Source organism: Chryseobacterium phosphatilyticum (assembly GCF_002899825.2).
GTDB classification, from domain to species: Bacteria; Bacteroidota; Bacteroidia; order Flavobacteriales; family Weeksellaceae; genus Chryseobacterium; species Chryseobacterium phosphatilyticum.
In genome coordinates this window covers 619,098-633,569 of record NZ_PPED02000002.1, presented here as the reverse complement: position 1 = coordinate 633,569, position 14,472 = coordinate 619,098, and the positions used below count along the sequence as shown (strand labels likewise).

Annotated in this window: 17 protein-coding genes; 3 read left to right on the top strand and 14 right to left on the bottom strand. The window is 35.9% G+C overall.

Features of this window, described 5'->3' with window-relative positions; genetic code table 11:
- Positions 1-3: 3 nt before the first annotated feature.
- The 7 genes from C1631_RS09980 to panD all read right to left on the bottom strand — a co-directional run bounded on the left by C1631_RS09980 (position 4) and on the right by panD (position 5,880).
- On the bottom strand, positions 4-1,218 hold the full coding sequence (locus C1631_RS09980; protein WP_123966637.1) for a PP2C family serine/threonine-protein phosphatase: 1,215 nt from the start codon (positions 1,216-1,218) through the stop codon (positions 4-6).
- 47 nt (positions 1,219-1,265) lie between these two features.
- The gene (locus C1631_RS09975) at positions 1,266-2,309 is read right to left on the bottom strand and encodes a TerY-C metal binding domain-containing protein (RefSeq protein WP_109711940.1); all 1,044 of its coding nucleotides are present in this window, start codon (positions 2,307-2,309) and stop codon (positions 1,266-1,268) included.
- A gap of 17 nt (positions 2,310-2,326) precedes the next feature.
- Positions 2,327-2,965: a vWA domain-containing protein gene (locus tag C1631_RS09970; RefSeq protein ID WP_103247847.1), complete on the bottom strand. Its 639-nt coding sequence runs from the start codon at positions 2,963-2,965 to the stop codon at positions 2,327-2,329.
- Positions 2,966-3,053: 88 nt separating this feature from the next.
- Positions 3,054-3,731, bottom strand: a complete 678-nt coding sequence (locus C1631_RS09965) for a TerD family protein (protein WP_103247857.1) — start codon at positions 3,729-3,731, stop codon at positions 3,054-3,056.
- A gap of 28 nt (positions 3,732-3,759) precedes the next feature.
- Positions 3,760-4,335: a TerD family protein gene (locus C1631_RS09960; RefSeq protein WP_103247848.1), complete on the bottom strand. Its 576-nt coding sequence runs from the start codon at positions 4,333-4,335 to the stop codon at positions 3,760-3,762.
- A gap of 168 nt (positions 4,336-4,503) precedes the next feature.
- On the bottom strand, positions 4,504-5,526 hold the full coding sequence (locus C1631_RS09955) for a lysylphosphatidylglycerol synthase transmembrane domain-containing protein (RefSeq protein WP_109711938.1): 1,023 nt from the start codon (positions 5,524-5,526) through the stop codon (positions 4,504-4,506).
- 3 nt (positions 5,527-5,529) lie between these two features.
- The gene (gene panD, locus C1631_RS09950; RefSeq protein WP_002976902.1) at positions 5,530-5,880 is read right to left on the bottom strand and encodes an aspartate 1-decarboxylase; all 351 of its coding nucleotides are present in this window, start codon (positions 5,878-5,880) and stop codon (positions 5,530-5,532) included.
- A 399-nt stretch (positions 5,881-6,279) separates the two neighbouring features.
- On the opposite strand from panD, the gene C1631_RS09945 reads away from it, so the two are divergent.
- Positions 6,280-6,570, top strand: coding sequence for an HU family DNA-binding protein (locus C1631_RS09945; RefSeq protein ID WP_062702846.1), 291 nt, complete (start codon positions 6,280-6,282; stop codon positions 6,568-6,570).
- Between the two features lie 265 nt (positions 6,571-6,835).
- Here C1631_RS09945 and pdxH read toward each other — a convergent pair whose 3' ends face one another.
- On the bottom strand, positions 6,836-7,477 hold the full coding sequence (gene pdxH / locus C1631_RS09940; RefSeq protein WP_103247850.1) for a pyridoxamine 5'-phosphate oxidase: 642 nt from the start codon (positions 7,475-7,477) through the stop codon (positions 6,836-6,838).
- A gap of 24 nt (positions 7,478-7,501) precedes the next feature.
- Here pdxH and C1631_RS09935 point away from each other — a divergent pair, with 24 nt between their 5' ends.
- Both C1631_RS09935 and C1631_RS09930 read left to right on the top strand, forming a co-directional pair.
- Positions 7,502-8,053, top strand: coding sequence for a YqgE/AlgH family protein (locus C1631_RS09935; protein ID WP_109711936.1), 552 nt, complete (start codon positions 7,502-7,504; stop codon positions 8,051-8,053).
- Between the two features lie 105 nt (positions 8,054-8,158).
- Positions 8,159-8,743, top strand: a complete 585-nt coding sequence (locus C1631_RS09930) for an N-acetylmuramoyl-L-alanine amidase family protein (RefSeq protein ID WP_103247851.1) — start codon at positions 8,159-8,161, stop codon at positions 8,741-8,743.
- 78 nt (positions 8,744-8,821) lie between these two features.
- On the opposite strand, the gene C1631_RS09925 is transcribed toward C1631_RS09930, so the two are convergent.
- The 6 genes from C1631_RS09925 to C1631_RS09900 form a co-directional block, all read right to left on the bottom strand.
- Positions 8,822-9,637 carry an aminotransferase class IV gene (locus C1631_RS09925; protein WP_109711934.1) on the bottom strand — a complete coding sequence of 272 codons (816 nt, stop codon included), beginning with the start codon at positions 9,635-9,637 and terminating at the stop codon, positions 8,822-8,824.
- Between the two features lie 78 nt (positions 9,638-9,715).
- Positions 9,716-10,102 (bottom strand): START-like domain-containing protein, encoded by a 387-nt coding sequence (locus C1631_RS09920; protein ID WP_109711932.1) that lies wholly within the window; start codon positions 10,100-10,102, stop codon positions 9,716-9,718.
- A gap of 191 nt (positions 10,103-10,293) precedes the next feature.
- Entirely contained in the window at positions 10,294-11,469 is a 1,176-nt protein-coding gene (locus C1631_RS09915; protein WP_103247859.1) for an aspartate aminotransferase family protein, read from the bottom strand.
- Between the two features lie 124 nt (positions 11,470-11,593).
- Positions 11,594-12,370: a hypothetical protein gene (locus tag C1631_RS09910; protein WP_103247853.1), complete on the bottom strand. Its 777-nt coding sequence runs from the start codon at positions 12,368-12,370 to the stop codon at positions 11,594-11,596.
- A 1-nt stretch (position 12,371) separates the two neighbouring features.
- Complete coding sequence (locus C1631_RS09905) at positions 12,372-13,199, bottom strand: hypothetical protein (protein WP_103247854.1); 828 nt, start codon at positions 13,197-13,199, stop codon at positions 12,372-12,374.
- Between the two features lies 1 nt (position 13,200).
- Complete coding sequence (locus C1631_RS09900) at positions 13,201-14,106, bottom strand: hypothetical protein (RefSeq protein ID WP_123966635.1); 906 nt, start codon at positions 14,104-14,106, stop codon at positions 13,201-13,203.
- Positions 14,107-14,472: the final 366 nt, after the last annotated feature.

Below are 14,472 nucleotides of genomic sequence, written 5' to 3'. Positions count from 1 at the left end.
TTTCTAATAAATTATAGCCAATGTACGGTCGTCATGATTTCCTTTGCTCCAGAATTCACCCCAGTTAAGAAGTTGCTGATCGATTTCTCTATCGTTGATAAAGTCAACTTTCAGGCTGTCATCATTACTTCCATTCAAATCATTAAAAAACATTTTCCAGCTTTCCAGATCTTCCAGTTTATTTTCTGTGGCAAATTTTGGATCATAAATACCGTCTGTCATCAACACAAGATGTGAGAAATCATCTACACAGGTCATTCCAAAACGGGAAACGATCTGATCATTAAAAATTTCTTTCGTGGTGATAAAACGCGTGCCTCCACCGAATTCACCCACATCCATTTGGTTTAAAAGTTGTACCTCAGAGAAATCAGAGCTGATCAGATTTATCGGACAATCTCCCACTCCGAAGCTCAGAATTACATAACCAAAATTGAATTTTTTAACCAAAGTAAAAATGAGGGTAGCGTTCAGGTCATGCAAAGAAAGGTTATGTTCTCCCGCAGTCTGCTCTAAAGTGTTGTAGCTATACAAAACACTTTCATACAAAAGCCTGATAATATTGTGTTGCGCTTCAGATGTTGTTTCTGAAGAATAGTAAATCCTGATATTTTTTTCAATTTTCTCCAAAATTGTACCTGAATCAAAAAACTGACTTATTGATGCTGTTGCTATTCTGGAACCTTCTCTTGCCAGTTTTGCAGAGCCTGCACCATCTGAGACCGCAATAATACTCCAGTCAGCAGGAAGGTTTCTCACTGAAAAATCATCCTCACGAAATTTGCCTTCATGCGCATGAGAACGACCTCTTTTAGAAGCAATTACAATTTTTTTATCCACGAATTTTCCTTTGTACGAATCTTCGTCCGGTTTGTAGAATGTATCATCGATATCGGAAGGAATATTTTTCCATAAATCCTTAGGATTAGCATTGATGAGCAGTTGTACTTTTTTTATTTCAACGGTATGGGTATCCCCGGTATGGATAAATTCAATATCAAGGTTATAAACATTTGCTACACCTGGAATTCCTGATAGTTTATTATTCTCAAAAACGAGTCCTGTTTCTTCAAGTTTCCCAATATTTTTAATCTCTATATTCGGAAAATCTTCCATATTGAAACTGAATTCATAAAACTGTTTTGAATTCGCATTCTTTAAGACCCAATACACGTCTTTAAACTCTTCTTTTTCTTTATAAATAAGAGCTTTTTCCATAGATTTTGATTGAATTTTAGAAATCAGCTGCTGAAATTTTCCCACGATTATCCCAATGTCCTGTTAATATCAAATCCTTCACTCGAAAAACCATAGTAATCTGAGGTTCCACACCAGGGACATTTATTATACCCTTCGCCCCTCAGACAATGAATTCCCCCGCAGGAACAGGTTGCCAATGCAACAGGATTGGCACAATGAGGACATGAAGTACCTCCCTGTAATTCCTCAATGGAAATTTTTAAATGAGTTCTTTGTGAAGAAGAAAGTCTGTAGTAGGCTTTCTCATCAATTTTATAGGCTCCGTCCAAGCGATAATATCTTGTGGACATTCCCGGAATACCTGACTCTGCAAATGTTTTTTTAAACTTCATCAGGTAAAGCTTCTCCGTTTCTGAACATTTACCGTTCAGGACCACAAAATTATTATCCGGAAACCTCTGCTCCATTTCCGGATCTACTTTTTCCAGAATAAGAGAATCTATCTTAGACAAATTGATTCCTTCTTTTTTTGCTTCGCTAACACTCTGGCTGGTTGTCTTAATAGAGTCTGTTACCCATTTGAAAAATTCTTTGTATGAATTTTCATCAGAGTTATTAAACAATAAAACATTATCCGCCAGGGAACCCAGCAGTTTATAATTGGTATTTTCACCAATAGATACTGCTATGGTATTCGATTTCCCGGCATATTTATTATTCCATCTTTCAATCGCTTTGGTGGCATCATCGGTAGGAACCCCGTCAGTAAAGAGAAAAACAATAGGCTTCCAGTCTCCTTTTCTTTCGTAAGTGGTTTTAACAATGTCTCTGTCTATGCAGTCCATCATCTTGATCAAGCCCTGAGACAATGAAGTTCCGCTTCCAATAGGAATTTTCGGAGGATAGAAACTTATAATATCCTGTAGTGGGGTAATGACCTCAGCTTCTCCGGCAAAACCGACAATAGAAATATAAACCGTTTCCAAAGAATACGGATCTTTTTTTAATTCCCTGATGATATTCGCAATACCTTCCTGTACCTGCTCAATAGGATCTCCAACCATCGATTCGGAGATGTCGACTAAAAAATAAATAGGCAATCTTCTCATAGCTGCAATATCCTTTTTTAAATAATAATGTTAAGTTCTGACGGTGGTGGCGGTAAAGTGACATTTTCTCCCGCTCCCTGCGATTTTCCTCCTTGTGTAATGGATGAGCTTACCCATTTGAAAAAGGAAGAAAGGGTAATCGCATCCGTCGTATCCAGTTTTACCACATGATCCGTCAGCTCCTTCAAAAACTGTTCATCTGCTTTAGGGCCGGCAGCACAACCTACAATAGCCCCAAAGTCAAGTCCTCTGAGAGTAGGAATCATCTGCCTGTACTTCTGAATATCTGAGGGTTTCCCGTCAGTAAATATAAAAAGTAAAGGTTGCCAGTCTCCCTTCTCATCGGAAGAGCCTTTCACATGCTCTTTCTGTACAAGTTCTGCCACCATTTCCAAAGCAGCTCCGGTATGCGTAGGTCCACTATCCGGACAGGTAATCTCCATGGGATAAAAACTGGCAAGATCGATCAGGGGAACGATATTTTTAACATCTCTATCGAAAGTAATGACACTCAGATGAAGACTGTCCATTGCCTGCGGATCCGCCCGAAGCATGCTGACAAGCCCGTTGAATCCATTATTCAGGGCCTGAATAGGCTCTCCGTTCATAGAGCCTGAAGTATCTAATAAAAAATATGCTAATAATCTTCTGGTCATTGTAAGACAAGTATTAATTCTGAAGCCGGCGGAGAAAGTCGAAGACTTTCAAGCCGGCTTTGAAATATGTTAAATAGAAATCTAAGACTTAGTTTGAATACGCGTACTGCTGTCTTAAAACATCAATAAAATTATCCGTATGATGTGGCTCTCCAACGGCACGGAACTTCCAGTCTCCATTGTGACGGTATGCTTCCGCAAAAACCATGGCACACATTCCGTTCATACTTGAATCTCCGGAAAGACTGTATTTGGTAATTTCTTTTCCGGTAGCATCTACTGCACGGATAAAGGCATTTTCAATCATTCCGAAATGCTGATTATTGGTTCTTCCCTGGTAAATCGTAACAAGAAATACAATTTTCTGATAGCTCTGGTCCAACTGATCCAATTTAACGATAATTTGCTCATCATCACCATCTCCTGCGCCTGTCCGGTTATCTCCGGTCAACCATACATTTCCACTCGGGTGTTGCATAGAATTGAAAAAGATTACATCACCCTGATAAAGTCCCATTTGTCTCCCGTCATTGGTCTGAACTGTTTTCCCTAAATTGGCTACTTTTCCGTTTCCATCCAAAAGAAATGCAACAGCGTCAAGATCATATTCAGCTTCTTTACTGAACAGTTTTCCAAAGAAACCTCCGCCCTGCTTTCTTACATCCCATCCTAAACCGATCGTGACCTTCGAAAGGTCATAAACACTTTCTCCACGGTCATTTTTTCTTAAATCAATCGTCTGACCTTTCTGTAAATTAATTGCCATAGTTATCGTTTTTGTGTATTTGGTTATATTATCTGATGATTTGTCCTTTATAATATTTTTCAAGGAAGAAGCCTAAATCAGCTCTGTATCCGATTCCCGAAGCTTCAAATTTCCAACCTCCATTTCTCTTATACAGTCTCCCGAATTCAACACCGGTTTCAATAGAGAAATCTTCATCCAGTTCATACTTCGCAATTTCCTGATTTGAATGGTTGTCTACAACCCTGATGTATGAATTTCTTACCTGTCCGAAATTCTGTTTTCTTCTTTCAAAATCTTCGATGGTTACCACAAAAAGGATTTCCTCTACTCTTGAATCTACCTTATCAAGATCAATAATGATTGCTTCGTCATCATCTCCATCACTGTTTTTCCCATTAGGATCATCTCCCGTATGCGTTAAGGCACCGTCCGGAGAGATCAGATTATTATAAAAAACAAAATATTCCTCGCTTACTAATTTTCTGTCAGAATCAATCATGATGGCTGAAGCATCAAGATCGAAATCATAGCCTGTCCCTTCATTAGGATCCCAACCAAGTCCGATCGTCATTTTCGTCAACCCTATCTCGATTTTCTGTCCTTTCTGTAGATTAATTGCCATAGTATTTTATGTTATGAATTATTTTTTGCATTAAGATAAATTTGATTTATGACCTGACCAAATTTATTGAGAAAAATAATGGTTTCACTACACCTTTGGGTAGTTGTATTCCATAAAAAAAGTCCAATTTTTCAATTGGACTTTGTCTGTATAGTATATTATTGAATTTTACAAATCCTTATCTGAAACAGCAGCATTTCTTGCCTTTGCAAGCATGGGAATGGAGATAAGCCCCATGACCAGCATAATAACAATCTGCAATGGTAATGAAATAAAGGAATAGGTAAGCCCCATTTCACCCCCAAATTCAGCATTTTTACCCATTGAAATAAACAAAGCCATAAACCCAAACTTCATCGCAAGGTTATAAGCCCCAATTCCACCACTGGCAGGAATAATCATTCCCAATGTACCCACCACGATAATGAAAAAACCGTCTGCCAGGCTAAATCCTGAGGTTTCAGGAAGAGCAAAACATACAAGATACGCCGCAAAATAATAGCAAATCCAGATACCTAATGTATAAAGGATGAATTTTCCTTTTTCTTTTAATTTGAAAATGGTAGTTAATCCCTGAAAAATCCCATCAATAAAATTTACAATTTTGCCTAAAAACGGAACCCCGGAAAGTTTCTTTTTAAATACAAAAAATAAAATAGTACCCACAATCAAAATCAGAAGAACCAGTAAAATTTTGTTTGGGTTAATCTGTACTCCTGAATTCTTATAGAAAGACAAAATTGCATCATATTTAAACAACAATGTCAATCCCAGAAATCCCATCATACATATGAGGTCTACCACTCTTTCCAGAATAATGGTACCGAAAGACTTGTCTACAGGAACTTTTTCTACTCCATATAATGCAGTGGCTCTTGCCAGCTCTCCACTTCTCGGGATCGTAAGATTCATCAGATACCCGAATGATATCGACCAAAGTGAGTTTGAGTTTGAGATTCTGTGCCCCATGGGTTCCAGCATCAGGTTCCAGCGAATCGCTCTGAACCAATAGGCCAACAGTCCAAATACAGATGCAAGCAGAACCCAAAGATAATTTGCCTTAACCAACGATTTTTGAATGACTTTAAAATCAAGCCCTCTTAAGGCCAGCCATAAAAAAAAGCCTGCAAAAGCAAGCGATATTACTATTGTAAGTATGGATTTTAAAGGCTTTTTTGATGTTTTCTCCATGAATTACGTAAGAAGGTTTGTTTTTTCATCAGGGAAGACGATTTTCGGCTGGAAATCTTTTGCCTCTTCAGGGGTCATCTGCGCATAAGCGATGATGATAATGATATCATCTTTTTGTACTTTTCTTGCAGCAGGCCCATTTAAACATACTTCTCCGGATTTTCTTTTCCCTTTGATAACATAGGTATCAAAACGTTCTCCGTTGTTCACATTCACGATATAGACTCTTTCTCCTACCACTAATCCGGCAGCTTCTATAAGATCTTCATCGATCGTTATACTTCCTATATAATTAAGGTCAGAGGCTGTTACTCTTACCCTATGGATCTTAGACTTAAAAACTTCTATTAACATACTGCAAATTTATTAATAAAAATTAATAAAACAGGTCTTCTTAATCATTTTAAAACTACCACTAACACAGGTATTTAATTTCAAAAAACACAATAAATTCAAACTTTGATTATAGAATCATCAAGCATATGATCAAAAACATTAACAGTTTGTACCCAATTTAGGATTTAATAAATATAGGAAATAATTTAACCTTTTTGCTAAAGTCAATACACATAAGCATTTGGCATGATTTTAGTAACCCGTAACGTAGATTTTTCGTGAAAAACCGAATTATCATATTTTAACTGTTTTCACTGAAAAGTAAAAAAATTGTATAACTTTTAATAAAAAAATTGCACAATTAGAAAATAGTATTATATTTGCTATAATTACGAACTAACTTTAATATTAAAAATTATGAACAAGTCTGAATTAATCGACGCAATCGCAAAAGATGCAGGTATCACTAAAGTTGCAGCTAAAGCTGCTTTAGAATCATTTATTTCTAACGTGACTACTACTTTAAAGAAAAAAGACGGAAAAGTTTCTTTAGTAGGTTTCGGTACTTTCTCAGTAGCTGAGAGAGCAGCTAGACAAGGTATCAACCCTGCAACTAAAAAACCGATCAAAATTGCTGCTAAAAAAGTAGCTAAATTTAAAGCTGGTGCTGATTTATCAAATGCAGTATCTGGTGCTAAGAAAAAATAATCATTCAGATTACAAAAATCAAGGGCTGTTTCTAAGAAGCAGCCTTTTTTTATGGGTGATAGTCAACAATACGGGAGCTACCCTGGAAAGGTAGTATATAGAATAGAACAGATCAGATCTAATAAGTTTCTATCAAAACCTTATATATTTAAAAAATAAGCGGACAAAAGCCCGCTACTGATAGTCTATATCATCTTGAAATTTATATTTGAAAGCTGATTAAATATCTTCAAATGATATCCAACTTTACATATTCAACTTCCCATTAAGGTGCAAGCCTTGAAATCTTCCAGTCCAGATCTTCCAATTGATACATAATCCGGTCATGCAGACGGTTAGGTCTTCCTTGCCAGAATTCGATTTCATAAGGTTTTGCAATATATCCACCCCAATTTGCAGGTCTTGGAACTTCAGTATTTTCGTATTGTTTCTCAAGCTCTTTCAATTTCTTTTCCAAAAATTCTTTATTGGGGATAATCTGGCTTTGTGGAGATACCACTGCCCCAAGCTGACTTCCTTTTGGTCTTGAATGAAAATAACCATCACTTAAGTTTTCAGCTACTTTCTCAAGATTTGCTTTTATAATAATCTGCCTTTCCAGATTAGGCCAGAAAAAATGGAGACATGCTTTGTGGTTATTTTCTATAGCTTTCCCTTTTCTGCTATTATAATTGGTATAAAAAATAAACCCTTCATGAGTATATGCTTTAAGTAATACCATTCTTGTTCTAGGACAGCCGTCCTCTTCTACCGTAGAAACCGCCATGGCATTAGCTTCAGAGATTACAGAACTCTCACTTGCCTCTAAAAACCAATCCCTGAATTGCTCAATCGGATTTTGTTTTATCTCACTTTCAATAAGTTGGGATTTCTCATACACTTTTCTTTTGTCATGCAGGTTTTCCATAAATATTTTTTATTAAATTTGAGTATGAATCACTCATACAAAGGTAAAATATTAATCTCGACCCCTGACATTTCCGGCGATCTTTTTTCAAGGTCTGTGGTGTTGGTCATTGAACATAATGAAAGTGGAGCATTTGGTTTGATATTAAATAAAAAGAACAGCCAGATGAGTACTAAATTCAACGATTTTTTTGATTTTAAAATCGAAGTATATGACGGTGGTCCTGTGGAGAATGACAAAGTTTTTTTTATCGTAAAAAGTAATACTAAAGTCACCGAAATTTATACTGAAATCACTGATGAATATTATCTTACAGAAGATATTGAACGTATCATAAGTGCTGTTTTAAATAAAGAACTGGATATTCAAAATGTCAAGATATTTTCCGGTTACTCAGGTTGGTCCCCCAATCAACTGGATACAGAGGTACAAAGGAAAATGTGGACGGTAGTAGATGTATATAATCTAGATTACACCCTTCCCAATGATCAGACCCTTTGGAAATCTATCATGCAAAATCTGGGAGGTGAATTTTTGCTTTGGGCCAATTCCCCGGAAGACATATCACTGAATTAACAACAGACTATTAAACCCTTTGAAAATAATTAACAAATTTTAAGATTATGTTAACCAATTTTTAAAAAAGTTTTCACGTTATTTGAAAAATCAAAATCACTGAAAATGAAAGGTATTAATTTGTTTGCTATATCCATCTTTTCTACTGCATTTTTATCATTTACTCCTCTTAACAAAAAATATATTGTCATCGATGCCGGTCATGGCGGAAGTGATAAAGGAGCGGTATATGGCGATTTTTCTGAGAAAGATATCTCACTCAACATTGCCCGGGAAATACAGAAACTTAATGGTGATCAAAGCAGATATGAAGTGATTTTAACGAGGGATTCCGATAGCCATCCCAGCCTTTCTGAAAGAACAGCTCAAATCAATAAACTAGATCCCGAAATGGTCATTTCACTTCATGTAAATGCTGCCCCTCAGGAAGAAACACCTAAACATGGTGTTGAAGTATTTGTACAGAATTCTGAGGAATCAAAGAAACTGGCAGGAAAAATCTATAAAAAATTCAATGTACGTAAAATTGAAGAAACAAATCTTCATATGTTAAGAGAGACCAAAGCCCCGGCTGTATTGGTGGAACTTGGATTTATTAATAATTCTTCCGACAGAGCTTACATTACCGATGAAAAAGGACAAAAGGAAATTGCACAGAAATTCGTTGAGATCATCAACGGCATTAAATAAAGAATAAACAATTTCTGATTTAATCAGAATAAAACCCGGTAAAGGACTAATATCATGTTGTTTACCGGGTTTGTCAATTTATAAGCTAAAACTCTTTTTCCAACTTTCTACCAGTTCCTGGAAACGGGAAGTTTCAAAAGTCTTATTCCTGATTTTACCCACCGAGAATACACCTTTCTCATCAGAGATCATTAAAATTTCCTCAGCTTTCTGAGATTCAAATGCAATAATCTCATGCTCCTGAATATCTGCAAGTTTATTTTTATGTAGAAAAGTAACAAAATTTTCCAGTAAAGGAGAAATGTAAGCTCCTTCTGTTTGTTTCGGAACTTTAATAACATCTCCTTCTAAAAAGAGAAGATTTCCTGAAGTTGTACGTGCAATTCTTTTATTAGGATTTAAAAGAATCACATCATCCAGGTCATTTTCCTGTGCATAAATTTCACCGTAAATATTTTCCGGACAATGCACCCTGATATTACTCAAGAGATTGTTATTAACATTAATTTCTTTAATCAGATCCAGCTCCAATGCTCTTTCATATACAGCCAAGACGTCGTTCATCTGCTGTACTTCGTAGAAATAGGAAATTGAAGATTTTGATAAAGTTAATCCATCATTATTTCTGAACACCTGAAAGTTGATAATTCCATTTTGTACTCCAGTATCCTGAATAATTTCTTTCTGAAAAAGAGATTGGAAAAACTCCAGGGTATAGGTCAAAGGGATATTCATCCTCATCTTTCTCATGGAAGCCATCAGGAAGAAATAACATTCTTCATCCATGATCAATTCACCGTTTCTCAAAAAGAAAGAAACCTTTACTGCATCGCCTAAAAGAAAGGCTCTGTTTTTTACATTTATTACTTCTGAAGTAAAATATTGATTTTCCAATTTTTGATGTGATTTATTTACAAAAAAATAATGAACGATAAATCGTTCATCAGTTTTATCATTTAATACAGCCCGACATTATGCTGCACCTAATTTTATTCTAAGGTTTTCAATAAGATTTTCCCAATACATTGCGTTTTCGTCTTCATCACCTTCCTCACAGAAATCTGTAATATTCAGTGCTAAATCTTCTGTAATATCATCTATTATGATAGTCATTTCAAAGAAGTTCTTAGTTCCTTCATCTTCTTCCCATCTAAAACGCACGAAACCTTCAGGCTTATATCTGATCAAAGTGGCCTTTTCTGCAGGTCCTCCGCCCCAACTAAAAAAGAAGTCATCGCCTTTCTCTGTTACCTCATCCGCAAACCATTCAGACAATCCTTCTGCAGTTGCCAGATATTCATATAAAATCTCTGATAAACAATGCATTGGAAATTCGTAATGGACTTTATGTTTAGCCATATAATCTTTGTTTTTATCGTCCCGCAATATATAAATTAATTTTTTTATTACACAAAAAAGCAATTACTTTTTTAAAGAATCTTCATGATATTTATCACGGATTATGAAGATCTATTATGTTAAATAAGAACATTTTAAACTCCCATGTAAAGCATAAAAAAATCTCTCCGTTTGGGAGAGACTTTTTTTATTTAATTTTCGTTTAATATATCTAATATGATTTGGCAACCTTCTGTAATTTCCTCCTTTGAAATTGTCAACGGTGGAGAGATTCTCAGGTATTCATTTCTATAAAGCTGCCAGAAAACAATAAGGCCTCTTTCCATGCATTTTTTAGCAACTTCCAAAGTGTATTCCGGTGTTCCTAAATTGACGGCCAGCATTAAGCCCATCCCATTAATATTTTTAATTTTAGGATGAACCAGCAGTTCACGATATAGTTTTTCTTTCTCTTCTACTTCATTCATCAAACCACTATCCACTACTTCTTTTAAGGTCGCATAGCTGGCTGCAGCAATCAAAGGATTTCCCCCAAAAGTGGTAATGTGGCCTAATTTCGGAGAGTGTGATAATGTTTCCATCACCTCCTTAGAACTCATGAAAGCTCCTACAGGAACTCCTCCCCCCATTCCTTTTCCCATGACAAGGATATCAGGAACAATTCCAAAATGTTCAAAAGAAAATAATTTTCCGGTTCTTCCGAACCCCGGTTGAATTTCATCAAGAATCAAAAGAGCACCTACTTCTTCACACCTCTTCTTCAGGTTGATCAGATAATGAGTATCAGGAACCAAAAACCCTGCTGCTCCCTGGATGGTTTCCAGAATTACACAGGCTGTTTTCTCAGTAATTTTATCAAAGTCAGCTTCATTGTTGAATTCAATAAAGGTAACCATTGGCAGCAATGGGCGGAATTCTCTTTTATGATTTTCATTTCCCGAAACACTTAAAGCTCCGTAAGTATTTCCATGATATGAATCTTTAAAAGAAACAATTTCTTCCCTTCCGGTATATCGTTTTGCCAGTTTTAAACTTCCGTCAATTGCTTCTGCTCCGCTGTTGACCAGATATGTTACCTCTAAAGGATCTGGAGTAGCTTCTGCAAGCAGTTTACATAACGCAATGGGTTTTTCTTGTGCATATTCTCCATACACCATTACATGGAGGTATTTATCGGTCTGTTCTTTGATTGCATTAACAACTTTAGGATGTGAATGTCCTAATGTATTGGCAGAGACTCCTGCTACAAAGTCGAGATACTTTCTACCATCTGTACCATAGATATAACTTCCTTCTGCTTTTTCAACTTCAAAACCTGCGGCAAACTTTGTTGTCTGTGCCTGATATATAAAAAAATCTTTTTGCATTTCCATGACTATGAAAAATTTCAGCAAAGCTATAAAAGATTACCCAAATGCCGAAATTATTCACTACAATAAAAAATCATTCTTACCTCATGGATAAGGATGATTCTTTAAATAAACTTTTATTCTATAATACCTTTTCTACAGTCACATAACTATCATTGGTAATGGTATAGTCAGTAGTTCCGCTTACTTCTGAGATAGATTCCAGTGTGATATATTGTCCCTGAACTGCATATACTGAAATGTCCAGGTTAATCTTTCGGTTCGTTCCGTCAAAATTGACCGTGTCTTCCAGTAATTGAAATCTTTTACTATCATTCACATATAAGCTAGCTCCTAATCTGTTACTAAATGAGCCTGCAGGACCCGTAAAGTTAAGACTAAGATTGACTCTGTATAGCCCCGTTTGTCTGATATACAATCTATTGGCATTGACACCAGCTGTAGAAACATTTGTTTTGAGTTTTAGCGGATCAGCAAGAAAATTCACTTTATCAATAACGTTACTTATCGGTAAGAAAGCGGTACCTCCAGTTGTTGAAACTGTATTTAACCGAAATCTTGAGATATTATCAGATTCGATCTCAAATGCCTTACTCCATACCAATCCGTCAAAGACCATTACTTGGCCTGTACTTTTAACAAACAAAAGCATTCCTCTCAGTTCTTCTATTCTTGTTGCGGGAGCATTTACTCCAGTATAGGGAAGATCAGTTTCTGTATTTACCGAAGAAAGTCCAAAACCTTTTACACCTGTAGCCTCATTAGTATTGGTAATATACATCATTACCTGGTCATTACCGTTAGCATTAGAGTCCGGGTTAGGAATATTGGTAAAATTCACCTGCGCACTGTAGATATTGATTGCCAATAAAGACAGTCCAAATAAATATTTTTTCATCTTAAAAAGCTTTAATTAAACGTGCTGCGATGTAGGAATTGATTGAATTTGAGTCTGTACCATAGGCAGACAGCGACCCGCCAGACCCGCCAATGGTTCTGATAGAAGGAATAACCCTTAATTCAGCTCCTACCGGTAATGAAATGGTCTGGGCAAAACTACAGGTTTTATTTCCTTGAGTATCTACAATAAATATGAGCGAGTAATTTGATTTGGTAACAATGGTTTCCCATGCTCCGTTGGAAGTGTATCTAACCTGTAAAGTCAGTTTAAATTCCGTCACTCCGATCTGAGCTCCAAGAGATCCTCCGGTAAAGCCTAAAGCAGCCCCAATATCATAGACACCAGCTTGTTTTATCGTTACTGAACTCGCATTCTTTAATCCAAGATTATCCACAAGTACTTCACTTTTATCATCAGGCGCTAAATAAACGGCTGAACCTGTTGAAAGGCATAAGCCCAGACCAAATGCTATACAGGGAATTGAAATTCCTGAAGATATTCCCAACCTTGAACCTTTAGGCTGATATATTCCCTGAATTTGTCTTGCAGGGTTCCAGGCATATCCATCATATTTGTAATATTGATCATCACTTTTATTATAAATAAGCCCTCCGATAAGATTAGGATAATCATTAAAAACATCTGTCACTGCAGCGTTATACTTAGGAAATGAAGTAAAGCTATTGGAATAAGGAAGGATTATTCCTTTAGGCCCATCTAAGACCTTAACGATATTTTTAGCACTATAAATATTTCCTCCTAGACCGATCTGAGCCTGTAAAAAGTATTGCAGACAAAGTGCTGTAATTAATATAATTTTTTTCATCTTATTGCATATTAATTTTTTCAACAATAATTTCTGATATAGAATTTCCCGTGGTATTCATTGCAAAGTACATATTGGTCCCAACACATCCTCCAACATTCATCGTTTGATTACCAAAAAATCTCAATCTCACCCTGTCATTCGCATTGAATACCCCTACATAAGTAAATGCTAATGATTGCCCTACGTCTACTGATCCAACAGGGATAGAACCCAATGCCAGCAACCCTCCTGTTGTATTGCTTACGGTATTATTGACAGGTTTCCATGTAGATCCATTATCTGTGCTAAGCTCCAGATTCAATCTTGAATATAGGTTAGTAGTGGCTCCCACACAGGTAGCTTCTCCTACATCAATAGCTCCACTTTTAAAGGAGAGCTTATATAGACCTCTTGTTTTAAAAGTGATCATATTACTGGGAGTACTGACCAATGCTACATCATTGGAAATTTCGTTTAAAGCGGGTGTGGCCGTGGTAAAAGGCACATCTACTGCGGCACATTGCCTATCAGATCCGATAAAACATGTAGGAGGAAAAAGCGTACATGGCTGACAGGTTGTTGTAACGACAGTATTTCTTACAAAACGAGCCATCTTATTATTCTTCATGGTAGTGACAATCGGATCTGAGATTTTCCAGCTTGTACCATCGTTTTGAACAATACTTCCGGTCTCACGATTAAAAATTATAGAGCCCTGCGTTCCGTCTCCTGTAGTGCCAGATAATGAGACAGGTAATACTGAGGTGGTATTAGCTCTGGGCATTCTTGCTGCATAATCGTCCTGTTTTACATGCAATTGAGCTCTGCTGTCCGGTTGAAAAATCAAACTTTTTGATATCCCTACCTGAGCAAAAATCTCTATACTATATAGTATAAAGATTATCAAACTAAATTTTGTTTTCATATTGTTAATTTTTTGTAGGCTTGATGTATTAAATGTATAAAATTTTACAATCCAATAAATATGTATTGATAAAAAAAATAATAAGTCTAAAAAATGATAATAATAAAAACTTCACAAAACCTATACTGATGAGCTATTTGCTACATTTAAGTCAATAAAATAATATTTTCGATTTTATATATTATAAGGTTAATTTTTCACAGTTTTAACCTATTTTATTTTACAATTAATCGCTATTAATTCACGAAAAAAGGATATAAAGAACTATTTTCCTTGAAAAAAAATTTAAAAATAACTGTTATGGTTAATTTCTTTAAGCAATCTATGTTTTCAAAAAGAAAGGAAAATTTTAATCGTAAATGAATG

Excerpts from the sequence above, each read along its gene's own strand:
- C1631_RS09980 (WP_123966637.1), bottom strand. The coding sequence starts at position 1,218 with ATGGAAAAAGCTCTTATTTATAAAGAAAAAGAAGAGTTTAAAGACGTG.
- C1631_RS09975 (WP_109711940.1), bottom strand. The coding sequence starts at position 2,309 with ATGAGAAGATTGCCTATTTATTTTTTAGTCGACATCTCCGAATCGATG.
- C1631_RS09970 (WP_103247847.1), bottom strand. The coding sequence starts at position 2,965 with ATGACCAGAAGATTATTAGCATATTTTTTATTAGATACTTCAGGCTCT.
- C1631_RS09965 (WP_103247857.1), bottom strand. The coding sequence starts at position 3,731 with ATGGCAATTAATTTACAGAAAGGTCAGACGATTGATTTAAGAAAAAAT.
- C1631_RS09960 (WP_103247848.1), bottom strand. The coding sequence starts at position 4,335 with ATGGCAATTAATCTACAGAAAGGACAGAAAATCGAGATAGGGTTGACG.
- C1631_RS09955 (WP_109711938.1), bottom strand. The coding sequence starts at position 5,526 with ATGGAGAAAACATCAAAAAAGCCTTTAAAATCCATACTTACAATAGTA.
- panD (WP_002976902.1), bottom strand. The coding sequence starts at position 5,880 with ATGTTAATAGAAGTTTTTAAGTCTAAGATCCATAGGGTAAGAGTAACA.
- C1631_RS09945 (WP_062702846.1), top strand. The coding sequence starts at position 6,280 with ATGAACAAGTCTGAATTAATCGACGCAATCGCAAAAGATGCAGGTATC.
- pdxH (WP_103247850.1), bottom strand. The coding sequence starts at position 7,477 with ATGGAAAACCTGCATGACAAAAGAAAAGTGTATGAGAAATCCCAACTT.
- C1631_RS09935 (WP_109711936.1), top strand. The coding sequence starts at position 7,502 with ATGAATCACTCATACAAAGGTAAAATATTAATCTCGACCCCTGACATT.
- C1631_RS09930 (WP_103247851.1), top strand. The coding sequence starts at position 8,159 with ATGAAAGGTATTAATTTGTTTGCTATATCCATCTTTTCTACTGCATTT.
- C1631_RS09920 (WP_109711932.1), bottom strand. The coding sequence starts at position 10,102 with ATGGCTAAACATAAAGTCCATTACGAATTTCCAATGCATTGTTTATCA.
- C1631_RS09915 (WP_103247859.1), bottom strand. The coding sequence starts at position 11,469 with ATGCAAAAAGATTTTTTTATATATCAGGCACAGACAACAAAGTTTGCC.
- C1631_RS09910 (WP_103247853.1), bottom strand. The coding sequence starts at position 12,370 with ATGAAAAAATATTTATTTGGACTGTCTTTATTGGCAATCAATATCTAC.
- C1631_RS09905 (WP_103247854.1), bottom strand. The coding sequence starts at position 13,199 with ATGAAAAAAATTATATTAATTACAGCACTTTGTCTGCAATACTTTTTA.
- C1631_RS09900 (WP_123966635.1), bottom strand. The coding sequence starts at position 14,106 with ATGAAAACAAAATTTAGTTTGATAATCTTTATACTATATAGTATAGAG.